Source organism: Actinomycetes bacterium (assembly GCA_035489715.1).
In the GTDB taxonomy this organism is placed as follows: domain Bacteria; phylum Actinomycetota; class Actinomycetes; order JACCUZ01; family JACCUZ01; genus DATHAP01.
Map to the genome: position 1 here is coordinate 1 of DATHAP010000043.1, position 11,440 is coordinate 11,440.

Genomic DNA, 11,440 nt, shown 5'->3' on the forward strand with positions numbered 1-11,440 from the left:
GGCCGGCGGCCTCCGCGGCCTCGTCGATGCGGGCGTTCATCTCGGGAAGCCGCTCGGGCGGCGCGTAGCCCTGGCTGGGCAGCCAGCCGTCCCCGAGGCGGCCGGTCAGGGCCAACATCCGGGGGCCGTAGGCGCCGACCCAGATCCCGATCGGGTGCACCGGCACCGGCCCCGGCTTGGCGCCGGCCAGCCGGTAGTGCTCGCCGTCGATGCGGGGCGTCCGGCCGGGTCCCCAGACGGCCCGGATGACCCCGATCGCCTCCTCCAGCGCCCGCACCGCCTCGCCCGGCGAGCGGCGTTGTCCGCCCATCGCCTCGATCGCGTCCCAGAAGGCGCCGGCACCGATCCCGAGCTCGACCCGGCCGTCGCTGAGGACGTCGAGGCTGGCGGCCGACCTGCCCAGCACCGCCGGCTGCCGCAGCGGCAGGTTGGCGACGTTGGGCACCAGGTGCACCCGCTGGGTGCGGGCGGCGAGGTAGGAGAGCAGGGTCCAGGTGTCGAGGAACCGCGGCTGGTAGGGGTGGTCCTGGACGGTGAAGAGGTCCAGCCCGCTCGCGTCGGCGATGCGGGCCAGGGTCACGACCGTCTCGGACTGCTCGGCGACGGGTGGCACGAACGCGCCGAAGAGCAGGTCGTGCCCGTAGTCCGCCATGCCGCCCAGCCTCGCAAACGACCAGCGGCCGGGCGAACGGCACCCGTCGGGCCGCCGGTGCTCGTCTCCGGAGACGCTTCGCGGTGTCTTGCCCGCGCTTCCGCTCCGGAGGGCCGGTCGGCCGGCCGCGCGAACGGCACCCGTCAGGCGCTGCTGACCCGGCGCGCGGCCAGGGTGACGGCGGCGAGCGCGGCGAGGACCACGCCGGACACCCGGTCCACGACCGCCATCCGCAGCCGCGGCACCAGCCGGCGCAGCCCGCCGCCGGCGATCGCCCACTGCGCGTCGACGGCGGCTGCGAGCAGGATGAAGAGGACCCCGAGCTCGAGCAGCTGCGCGGGCACGGGGCCCGCACCTGGCCTCACGAACTGCGGCAGGAAGGCCAGGTAGAACACCGCGGTCTTGGGGTTGAGCGCCCCGACCAGCAGCCCCCGGCGGAACGCGGTCGAGGCCGAGCCGGCGGGCACGTCGTCGCGGCCCAGGTCGGCCAGCGTGTGGTCGCCCTTGCTGCGCCAGGCCTGCACGGCGAGCCACAGCAGCCAGCAGGCGCCGGCGACCTTGACCGCGGTGAACGCGAGCGCGGTCGACGCGATGAGCGCCGAGACCCCGACCACGGCGCCGACGACGTGCACGAGGTAGCCGAGCTCGACGCCCGCCGTCGCGGCGAGGCCAGGCCGGCGACCGTTGCGCAGGGTGGTGCCGAGGATGAACGCGACGGCCGGGCCCGGCATCACGATGAGCGGGATGCTGGCCGCGACGAACAGCAGCAGCGTGTGCGTCGGGACCATGCCCATCACGGTAGCCAGCAGGGCAAGGCCTTTCCGGCGTCCGGCGGCCCGTGCTGCGACTGAGACGATGACCCGGTGTCCTCCGCCCGCGGCCCCGCCCGTCGCCGGGTGACGGTCGAGGCCGAGCGGCTGGCCGGCTGGCTGGACCGCTTCGCCGGCAAGCACGGTCCGACGGCGTGCGAGGCCGGGCCGGACGCGGTGGTGGTCCGGGCCGAGGACGGGTCGGTGGCCCGGCTGACGGTCCCCTTCCCGCCGCTGGTCGCCGCCGGCACGACGTACGGCGGGATCGTCGAGCACGCCCTGCGCGACCGGCGGGTCGGCGTGCTCCTGGTGCGCCTCGGCGGCTTCGCCGCCGGCGTCTTCGACGGTACGTCGCTGGTCTCGTCCAAGGTCGGCAGCCGCCAGGTCCACGGCCGCAGCGCCGCCGGCGGCTGGTCGCAGCAGCGCTTCGCCCGGCGCCGGGAGGGCCAGGTGCGGGTCGCACTGGCAGCAGCGGCCGACGTGGCAGCCGCGGTGCTGCTGCCGGAGACGGCGCGGCTGGACGCCGTCGTGCTCGGCGGTGACCGGCGCTCCGTGGAGCCGGTGCTGGAGGACCGGCGGCTCGCGCCGCTGCGCCCGCTCGTCACCGGCCCGGTGCTCGACGTGCCCGACCCGAGGCTCGCCGTGCTGCGCGGGACGCCGGCCGCGTTCCGCGCCGTGCAGGTCGAGGTCACCGACGTGCTGCGCCCGGGTTGAGCCATTCCCGGCGATATCGTCGAGTGCGATGAGCACCTCCGGTGCAGGACCCGACGAGCCGCCCACCGGTGACTCGACGGCGGTCCCCCCGGTGCTCGTCGAGTCGGTCGATGCCGACGACTTCAGCTCACTGCGCCGGCGGGCGCGGCCTCGCGAGCTGCGGTGGGCCGACGGCAGGGCGTTGCGCGAGCGGGTCCCCCGGTCGGCGTTCGCCACGTGGGAGCCGTCGCCGTCGCGGGTCGACCCGGTCGACCAGCTCGCCCAGGCCCACCTCGGCCGCATCGACTGGCTGGTGCCGGTGCGGGTCGGGCGGATGGCGGCGTCCCCCTACGCGTTCCTGCGCGGCGCGGCGGCCGTGCACGCCGGCGACTTCGCCGGCCTGCCGTCGACCGGCATCACCCCGGTCATCTGCGGCGACGCGCACCTCGGCAACTTCGGCTTCTACGCCTCGCCGGAGCGCGACCTGGTCTTCGACCTCAACGACTTCGACGAGGCGCACCCGGGTGCGTGGGAGTGGGACCTGCGCCGGCTCGTCGCCAGCGTGTGGGTCGCCGGGCGGCAGAACGGGTCCTCGGAGGACGACTGCGACCGGGCGGTGCGCACCTGCGTGCAGGCCTACCGCGAGCAGGTGCGCTACCTGGCGGACCGGCCGCTGATCGCCCGGTCCTACGAGCGGGTCGACGTCGACCGACTGGTCGAGTCGGCGACCGAGGACAGCACGGTGCAGGAGATCGAGCGTGCTGCCCGCCGGGCCCGCAAGCGCACCAGCGACCGGGCGCTGCCGCGCTTCACCGAGGAGCGGGACGGGGAGCGGCGGATCGTCGACGAGCCGCCGCTCATCACGCATCCGACCGTCGTGCAGGCCGACCGGGTCGCGGCGGCACTGGACGACTACCTGACGACGCTGCGCCCGCACTGGGCCCGCCTGCTCGGCGGCTACAGCATCGTCGACATCGCGCACAAGGTCGTGGGTGTCGGCTCGGTCGGCCTGCGGGCGTACGTCGCGCTGCTCGAGGGCAGCAGCCCCGACGACGTGGTCTTCCTGCAGCTGAAGGAGGCACGGCGGTCGGTCGTCGCGAAGTACGTCCACGGCGACTCGCCCCGCCACGTGCACCAGGGGCAGCGGGTGGTCGAGTACCAGCAGGCGCTGCAGACCGTGAGCGACCCGTTCCTCGGCTGGACCTCGGTCGGGCAGCGACAGTTCTACGTCCGGCAGTTCCGCGACATGAAGGGCGCCATCACGATCGACGGGCTGGACCCCGGCGCCCTCACGGACTACGCGGGCATCTGCGGGCTGCTGCTCGCCAAGGGGCATGCGCGCACCAGCGGCGCCTCCGCGATCGCCGGCTACGTCGGGACCAGCTCGTCGCTGGACACAGCGCTGTCGCAGTTCGCCCGGACGTACGCCGACCAGACCGAGCGCGACCACGAGGCGCTGAAGGCCGCGGTCGCCGCGGGTCGGCTGCCGTGCGACCCGGACCACTGACAGAGCGACTCAGGGGCTGCCGTGGCCGGCACCGGCCCACGGGCCGGCGACGACGGTCAGGCCGGGATGCGCCCGGCCTGCTCGAGGCGCATCTGCTGCCGCACGCGACGCTCGACGATGATCGGCAGGTAGGTCGTCACCCGCACCTCGCCGAGCTCGTCGAGGGCGGAGGCCACCATGTGCCGCAGCGAGTCGGGGGCGACCTCCTGCAGCCGGGGCTGCAGCGCGTCGACGACCTCGACCACGAGGTCGCGCTCGTCGGGCGCGAGCGACACGGCGGAGGGCGTCTGGATTGCCATGGCCGTGACGATGGCACCTCCGTCGACCGGCTCGCCAGGGCCGCACGGTCTCCTGAGCACATCGACAGGCACCGGACACCTCGTGTTCAGGCTCCGTTCACCTTCGTGCCTTCCCATCGGCCGCCGCTCAGGGCAGCCTGGCGCCGTGACCGACCTCATCCAGGTGGTGCAGGCGGACTCCGAGCCGGAGCCCCGCCGCTACGCCGACGACACCGCCGAGGAGGTCGAGGAGCCCAGCACCCCGCCGAGGGACTCCGGGCTCCCCGCCGGCCGCTTCGGAGACCGCAACGCCAGCTGGCTCGACTTCAACGACCGGGTGCTGCAGCTCGCCGAGGACCCTTCGGTCCCGTTGCTCGAGCGGGTGCGCTTCGCTGCGATCTTCGCCCGCAACCTCGACGAGTTCTTCATGGTGCGGGTCGCTGCGCTGCAGAGCAGGTTGGCAACGGGCGTCACCACGCGCAGTGCGACCGGTCAAACGACCCGCGAGCGTCTCGAGGAGGTCTCCGCGAAGGCTCACCGGCTGTGCGAGCGGCACGCCGTGCTCTTCGCGGACCACCTGCGACCCGAGCTCAAGGAGCAGGGGGTGCGGCTGCTGCGCTGGGACCACCTCGGCAAGCCCGAGCGCAAGCGGATGCGCGAGCTGTTCGCCGACCGCATCCTGCCGGTGCTCACCCCGCTCGCCGTGGACCCCGCGCACCCCTTCCCCTACATCTCCGGCCTCTCCCTCAACCTCGCGGTCGTCGTCCGCGACGAGGAGAGCGGCGGCGAGCACTTCGCGCGGGTCAAGGTGCCTCCGCTGCTGCCGCGCTACCTGGCCACCGACGCGGAGCGCACGAGGTTCATCTCCATCGAGGACGTCATCACCGCCCAGCTGCCCGAGCTGTTCCCGGGGCTGAAGGTCCAGGAGTCCTGGGCCTTCCGGGTCACCCGCAACGAGGACCTCGAGGTCGACGACGACGCCGACAACGTGCTCCAGGCGATCGAGCGAGGCCTGTCCCGCCGGCGGTTCGGCAACCCGGTGCGGCTGGAGGTCGAGGCCGACACCAGCGACCGCGTGCTGTCACTCCTGGTCCGCGAGCTGGACATAACCGAGCGTGAGGTCTACCGCCTCACCGGCCCGCTCGACCTGGCCGCGCTGTGGATGATCGCCGACCTGGACCGCCCCGAGCTGCGCTACCCCGAGCTGGCGCCGGAGACGCCGCCGGCCCTGCGCACCGGCGAGGGGACCCCGGACATATTCGCCGCGATGCGGCGCAGTGACGTGCTGGTCCACCACCCCTACGACTCGTTCGGCACCACGGTCCAGGCGCTCATCGAGCAGGCGGCCGCCGACCCGGCGACGCAGGCCATCAAGCTGAGCCTCTACCGGACCAGCGGCGACTCGCCGATCGTCGACGCGCTGATCGAGGCCGCCCGGGCCGGCAAGCAGGTGCTGGTGGTGGTCGAGATCAAGGCGCGGTTCGACGAGAAGGCCAACATCCGGTGGGGGCGCAAGCTCGAGCAGGCCGGCTGCCACGTCGTCTACGGACTGGTCGGCCTGAAGACGCACTGCAAGCTCGCGCTGGTCGTCCGCTCCGAGGGCGACTCCGTGCTCCGCCGCTACGTGCACGTCGGGACCGGCAACTACCACCACAAGACCGCGCGGGTCTACGAGGACTTCGGGCTGCTCACGGCGAACCCGGCGATCGGCGCGGACGTGGCGGACCTCTTCAACCACCTGTCCGGCTACACGAAGCACAGCAGCTACACCAACCTGCTCGTCGCCCCGGACTCCATGCGCGAAGGGCTCACGGCCCTGATCCGCAAGGAGGCCAAGAACGCCGCGCGTGGCCGGCCGGCCGGGATCCGGGTCAAGCTCAACAGCCTGGTCGACCTGGAGCTGATCGACGAGCTCTACCGCGCGTCGCGGAGGGGCGTTCCGATCGACCTGCTGGTGCGCGGCATGTGCGCGCTCCGGCCCGGGGTCCCGGGTCTGTCCGAGACGATCCGGGTGCGCAGCATCCTCGGCCGGTTCCTCGAGCACTCCCGCGTCTACCGCTTCACCAACGACGGTGACCCGATCCTGCTCATCGGCAGCGCCGACATCATGGAGCGCAACCTGGACCGGCGCGTCGAGGCTTTGCTGAGCGTCACCGACCCGGCGGCCCGGGCCCGGCTCGACGACGCCCTCGACCTCGGCTTCCACGACGACATCGACTGCTGGGAGCAGCAGCCGGACGGCTCGTGGCGGAGACGATCCCATGACGGGCCGGCCGTGGACTACCAGCAGCTGCTCGCCCGCCGCCACCACGCGATCCCGGACGTCGTCGGCTGAGCCTGCGGTGGCCGACCAGGAACCAGGCCCGGTCCAGGCCGGGCTCGTCCCGTGGCGGCGGGACGAGGACGGCCGGGTGACCGTCGGGGTCGTCCGCACCGCCCGGGGCTCCGAGCTGCCCTCCCGCGTCGTGGCCGGCGACCACCCCCTGGCCGCCGCACTTGCTGCCGCGCCGCGTGGCACGCGGTTCGGCCCCCCCGGGCCGCACGTCGAGGCCGACGGCCGGGCCGGCAGCGGCGTGCCCGGTGGCTGGTTCTGGCCGGTCGAGGTGCTCGGAGGGCTCGAGTCCCTCGAATGGCGGCTGCCCGGCGAGGTCGAGGTCGGCGAGGAGGACGCCGTGGCCGCGGCGGTGGCCGGCGAGCTCGGCGCGGTGCGTCAGGTGGTGCTGGTGCGGCACGCCCGCGCCGGCCAGCGGTCGCAGTGGGACGGGCCGGACGCGGAGCGCCCGCTGGACGAGCGCGGGCGCACGCAGGCCGCCGCGCTGGCGGATCTGCTGACGACGTACGCCGTCGAGCGCATCCACAGCTCGGACTCGCGTCGCTGCCTCGAGACGGTCGAGCCGCTCGGCGCGGCCCTCGGGCTGCCGGTGCTGGCCGAGCCGCTGTTGAGCGAGGACGGGTCGGCACGTGACCCGGCCGGTGCCCGGCAGGTCCTGTCCGACCTGGTGGCCCGGCCGGGGCAGGCGGTGGTCTGCACCCAGCGCAAGACCCTGGACCGGGTGCTGGGCGAAGTGCTCACCGGGCTGGGGATCGAGGCCCGGTCCGTCGAGGCTCCGCGCAAGGGCGGCCTGCTCGTCCTGCACCTGCCGGTCGACGCGCGGGGCAGGGCATCGGTCGAGGCGCTCGCCCCGCCACCCTCCTGACCGGTCGGCGAGGTCCGGCGTTCACCCGGGACCGCTAGCCTCCGGGCCACCATGCCGACCCGCACGAGGAGCCTCACGCCGACCGAGGGCGCCCTCGACGTGCCGGCCGTCACCGCGGGGCTGGCCGAGCGGTTCCGCGTCGACGCGCACACCCGGCGGCCGGTGCGGGTCACCTCGCTCGACACGTTCGACCGGCGGCTGGCGAAGGCGGGTCTGACGCTGCAGCTGCGGACGTCGGCGGGCAAGGACGAGCTGGTGCTCGTGGACGACGAGCAGGAGCTGTCCGCGCCGGCCGACGGTCTCGGGCTGCCGGCGATGTCCGCCGCACTGCCTCCAGGACCGCTGCTGGACCGGCTGGCACCCGTGATCGAGATGCGCGCTCTCATGGATCTCGCGGTGCAGCGGCGGCACCTTCGCCTGGTGGAGCTGCGCAACACCGACGACAAGCTCGTCGTCCGGGTCACCGTCGACGAGCCGGACCAGGTGCGGGTGACGCCGCTGCGCGGCTACGACTCGGACGGCCGGGCGGCGGTGAAGGTGCTGGGCGGCCTCGGACTGCGCGAGGCGGCGGCCGGTGGCGGCGCACCCGAGGAGCCCGAGGACCAGCCGCCCGGACCCGATGCACCGGCGACGACGTACGTCGCGCACGTCCTGCGTGGCTTCCTGGACACCATGTCGGCCAACCTGCCCGGGCTGCTCGACGACGTCGACACGGAGTTCCTGCACGACTTCCGGGTCTCGGTGCGCCGGACCCGCTCGACGCTGAAGCTCGCCAGGCCGGCCATGCCGGCGGACCTGCGGGAGACCTGGGAGCCCCGGTTCAAGTGGCTGGGCGACCTGACGACCCCGGTGCGCGACCTCGACGTCTACCGGCTGGACCTGCCCACCATGGCCGGGTGGCTGGTGGCGGCCGGCCCCTCCGACCTCCGGGCGCTCGGCGAGCACCTGCGGCGGCGGCGCACGGCCGAGCGGCGCCGCCTGGTGCGCGGCCTGCGGTCGGCGCGCTACCAGCGCCTGGTCGGCGAGTGGGCTGACCGGCTGACCGCCCTGGCCGACGAGCGCCCCGCCGAGTCGGGGACCGCGGACGACGTGGCGCGCTCGGCGATCCACCGGGCCGGCCGGCGGGTCACGAAGGACGGCACGGCGGTGCACGCCGACTCGCCGGCCAGCGACCTGCACGGGCTGCGCAAGCGGTGCAAGGAGCTGCGGTACGCCCTCGAGGTGTTCTCACCCCTGCTCGACAAGGGGGACCGCAAGGCCTTGGTGGCGGACCTCAAGGTGCTGCAGGACGTGCTCGGCCGCTTCCAGGACACCGAGGTGCAGCGCGCCAAGCTGCGCGACTTCGCCGAGGAGATGATGCGCGACGGCACCCCGACCGAGGCGGTGCTCGCGCTGGGCGAGCTGATCGGCCACCTGGACGCGGCCCAGGACGACGCGCGGCGCGAGTTCGACGAGGCCTTCGGCCGGTTCGCCCGGCCGGCCAACCGGCGCCGGCTGGCTCACCTGGCGGGTCGCTCGTGAGGGTCCTGGCGACGTACAACATCAAAGGTGGGGTCGGGAAGACGACGACGGCCGTCAACCTGGCCCACCTCGCATCGCGCGAGGGGCGGCGCACGCTGCTCTGGGACCTGGACCCGCAGGGGTCGGCGACCTACCTCTTCCGGGTGAAGCCGAAGGTGAAGGGCGGCGGGCGCGCACTCGTGACCCGTCGGCGGCCGCTCGAGGACGCGATCAAGGCGACCGACTTCGACGGTCTGGACCTGCTGCCGGCGGACTTCAGCTACCGCAACATGGACCTGGAGCTCGACGACACCAAGCGGCGCACCCGGCGGCTCTCCCAGCTGCTCGCCACCGTGCGCGACGACTACGACCTCGTCGTCCTCGACTGCCCGCCGTCGGCGTCGCTGGTGTCGGAGAACGTCCTCGAGGCGACCGACGTGCTGCTCGTCCCGCTGATCCCGGCGACCCTGTCGCTGCGCACCTTCGACCAGCTGGTGCGGTTCGTGGCCGCGGTGGAGGGGCACCGGCCGGACGTGGTTGCCTTCTTCTCGATGGTCGACCGGCGCAAGCGGCTGCACCGCGAGGTCGTCGAGTCGATCCCTCGGGACCGCGCGCGGGTCGCCGAGACTCTGGTGCCTGCGCTGTCGGCGATCGAGCAGATGGCGCAGCACCGCGCCCCCGTGACGGCGACCGCGCCGGCCAGCCGGGCCGCGCAGGTCTACCTGGACCTGTGGCGCGAGGTCGCGCCGTGACCCGGCCCCTCGTCGTCGCCGGCGGCGGCGTCCTGTGGCGCGGGGCTGCCGACCAGCCCGAGGTCGCGGTGGTCCACCGGCCACGGTACGACGACTGGTCCCTGCCCAAGGGCAAGGCCAAGGCGGCCGAGCACCTCATCGTCACGGCGGTGCGCGAGGTCGAGGAGGAGACCGGGTCGGTCGCCGAGCTCGGGCCCTGCCTGCTGACGACGCGCTACCGGGTCCGGGTCCGGGGCAAGGTCGCCGACAAGGCGGTCACCTACTGGTCGATGCGGCACTCGGGCGGCGAGTTCGCCGAGTCCGACGAGGTGGACGAGCTGGAGTGGCTGCCGGTGCGCGCCGCACGGCGACGCCTGACCAAGCACAGCGACGTCACGGTCCTCGACGCCTTCGTCCGGTCGGCCAAGGAGACCCGCCCTGTGGTCCTGCTCCGCAGCGGCCGGACCCGGTCGACGGCCGTGCGGCGCGACGGGCAGCCCGCCCGGACGCTGTCCCGCCGTGGCCGGGAGCAGGCCGACGACCTGGTGCCCGTCCTGGACCGGCTCGGCGTCGAGGCCCTGCGCAGCGCGGACAGCGCCGCGTGCACGAGCACCCTGCGGCCGTACGGCCGGGCCGCCCGGACGCCGATCACCGTCGACGCCCGGTTGGGCCGGGCCGCCTACCCCGAGCACCAGCGCGAGATCGTCAAGCAGCTGGTCGAGGAGGCCACCCGCACCACGACCGCGCTCTGCGGCCCCCGGTCGGTGGTCGCCGACCTGGTCGGCGCGCTGGGGCGGCTCGGGCCGGCCCGGCCGCCGCACGACGTCGACCTGCGCAAGGGCGGCTGGTGGCTCCTGCACCTGCAGGCCGGCCGGGTCGTCGCCCACGAGCGGCACGAGCCGGTGCGGTAGGCGGGCATGGCCACCACGCAGCACCTCGAGATCGAGGCGAAGTACGACCTGCCCGAGGGCGCCGAGGTGCCCGACCTGCTCGGCGTCGGGCCTGTCGCGCGCGTCGACGAGCTGCCGGTGCAGGTGCTGACCGCGACCTACTACGACACGGCGGACCTGGCCCTGCAGCAGCACCGCGTCACGTTGCGCCGCCGCACCGGTGGCTCGGACGACGGCTGGCACCTGAAGCTCCCCGTCGCCGGTGGTGAGCGGCTGGAGGTGCGGCGCCCGCTCGGGAGCCGACCGGCGGTGCCGCTGCCGCTGCGCCGGCTGCTCGTCGCCATCGCCGCCGAAGACCAGCCGCTGGTGCCGGTGGCGACCCTCGTCACCCATCGTGCGGTGCGCCACCTCGTCGGTCCGGGCGGCGCCGTGGTCGCCGAGCTGGCCGACGACCTGGTCACCGTCGAGCGCCACGGGTCGGAGGTGCTCCGGTGGCGCGAGCTGGAGGTCGAGCTCGTCGAGGGCGACCCGGACCTGCTGGCCGGGCTCGACGCCGCCGTGCGGGCGGCAGGTCTGCAGCCGGCCGCAGCCAGCTCGAAGATCGGCCGGGTGCTGTCGGCCGGCTCGTCCGGTCGGTCGGTCTCCTGGACTCCACGGCTGCGTGCCGCGACGGCCGCGGAGGCTCTGCTGGCCGAGTCGGCGGAGCGGCTGCGGGTCCTCGACGCGATGGCCCGCGCCGGTCGGGCCGGCGCCGCGAGCGAGCTCGAGCAGGCCGTACGCCGTCGCCGGTCGGCAGTCGACCTGGCCCGACGGCTCGGTGCGGTGGCAGCCGACGTCGCCGCTGAGCAGCGACGGGAACTGGCCTGGGCCGACGGGGCGCTGGCCGGAGCCGCCCACGTCGACGCCGCGGCGGCGCTCTTGCGGGAGTCGGTCAAGGGACAGCCGGCCGAGCTGGTGCTGGGACCGGTGGCCCGGCGGCTGGACCGGGAGGTGGCGGCGCGGCGGCGGTCCGGGCAGCAGGAGGTCGCCGGGCTCCTGGACTCGCCGAGATGGCTGCGGCTGGTGGCTGCAGGTCAGGTGGTCGGAGATGGCCGCGGCCCGCGGCTGGGCAAGGCGCTGCCCGACCTGGCCGCGCGGACCAGCCGTCGGCTGGAGCGCCGGCTGCGGGACCTGGCCGACGCCG

11 protein-coding genes are annotated in these 11,440 nt (G+C 74.6%); 8 read left to right on the forward strand and 3 right to left on the reverse strand.

All coding sequences use genetic code 11. The annotated features are described in order from the left end of the window. Both VK640_03705 and VK640_03710 read right to left on the reverse strand, forming a co-directional pair. The coding region (locus tag VK640_03705; protein ID HTE72293.1) for an LLM class flavin-dependent oxidoreductase at positions 1–652 on the reverse strand (652 nt) is incomplete at its 3' end. A gap of 143 nt (positions 653–795) precedes the next feature. Continuing rightward, complete coding sequence (locus VK640_03710) at positions 796–1,440, reverse strand: LysE family translocator (protein HTE72294.1); 645 nt, start codon at positions 1,438–1,440, stop codon at positions 796–798. A 75-nt stretch (positions 1,441–1,515) separates the two neighbouring features. On the opposite strand from VK640_03710, the gene VK640_03715 reads away from it, so the two are divergent. After that, on the forward strand, positions 1,516–2,175 hold the full coding sequence (locus tag VK640_03715) for an acVLRF1 family peptidyl-tRNA hydrolase (GenBank protein ID HTE72295.1): 660 nt from the start codon (positions 1,516–1,518) through the stop codon (positions 2,173–2,175). 28 nt (positions 2,176–2,203) lie between these two features. Beyond that, a complete protein-coding gene (locus VK640_03720; GenBank protein ID HTE72296.1) occupies positions 2,204–3,661 on the forward strand; it encodes a DUF2252 domain-containing protein in 1,458 nt (485 codons plus the stop codon). Positions 3,662–3,717: 56 nt separating this feature from the next. Here the strand turns inward: VK640_03720 and VK640_03725 are convergent, their stop codons facing one another. Continuing rightward, the gene (locus VK640_03725; GenBank protein ID HTE72297.1) at positions 3,718–3,960 is read right to left on the reverse strand and encodes a hypothetical protein; all 243 of its coding nucleotides are present in this window, start codon (positions 3,958–3,960) and stop codon (positions 3,718–3,720) included. A gap of 52 nt (positions 3,961–4,012) precedes the next feature. Here VK640_03725 and VK640_03730 point away from each other — a divergent pair, with 52 nt between their 5' ends. The 6 genes from VK640_03730 to VK640_03755 all read left to right on the forward strand — a co-directional run. Continuing rightward, complete coding sequence (locus VK640_03730; GenBank protein ID HTE72298.1) at positions 4,013–6,274, forward strand: RNA degradosome polyphosphate kinase; 2,262 nt, start codon at positions 4,013–4,015, stop codon at positions 6,272–6,274. 7 nt (positions 6,275–6,281) lie between these two features. Continuing rightward, complete coding sequence (locus tag VK640_03735; GenBank protein HTE72299.1) at positions 6,282–7,136, forward strand: histidine phosphatase family protein; 855 nt, start codon at positions 6,282–6,284, stop codon at positions 7,134–7,136. Positions 7,137–7,187: 51 nt separating this feature from the next. Beyond that, the gene (locus VK640_03740; protein HTE72300.1) at positions 7,188–8,657 is read left to right on the forward strand and encodes a CHAD domain-containing protein; all 1,470 of its coding nucleotides are present in this window, start codon (positions 7,188–7,190) and stop codon (positions 8,655–8,657) included. Beyond that, positions 8,654–9,388 carry a ParA family protein gene (locus VK640_03745; protein HTE72301.1) on the forward strand — a complete coding sequence of 245 codons (735 nt, stop codon included), beginning with the start codon at positions 8,654–8,656 and terminating at the stop codon, positions 9,386–9,388. The genes VK640_03740 and VK640_03745 overlap by 4 nt, the downstream gene beginning before the upstream one ends. After that, complete coding sequence (locus VK640_03750; GenBank protein ID HTE72302.1) at positions 9,385–10,278, forward strand: NUDIX hydrolase; 894 nt, start codon at positions 9,385–9,387, stop codon at positions 10,276–10,278. Before VK640_03745 ends, VK640_03750 begins: the two co-directional genes overlap by 4 nt. 6 nt (positions 10,279–10,284) lie before the next feature. Next, positions 10,285–11,440: CYTH domain-containing protein (locus tag VK640_03755; GenBank protein ID HTE72303.1), on the forward strand; the 1,156-nt coding region annotated here is incomplete at its 3' end.

Bases quoted from the DNA above. Each gene is read 5' to 3' on its own strand.
- VK640_03710 (HTE72294.1), bottom strand. From the start codon at position 1,440: ATGGTCCCGACGCACACGCTGCTGCTGTTCGTCGCGGCCAGCATCCCG.
- VK640_03720 (HTE72296.1), top strand. From the start codon at position 2,204: ATGAGCACCTCCGGTGCAGGACCCGACGAGCCGCCCACCGGTGACTCG.
- VK640_03725 (HTE72297.1), bottom strand. From the start codon at position 3,960: ATGGCAATCCAGACGCCCTCCGCCGTGTCGCTCGCGCCCGACGAGCGC.
- VK640_03740 (HTE72300.1), top strand. From the start codon at position 7,188: ATGCCGACCCGCACGAGGAGCCTCACGCCGACCGAGGGCGCCCTCGAC.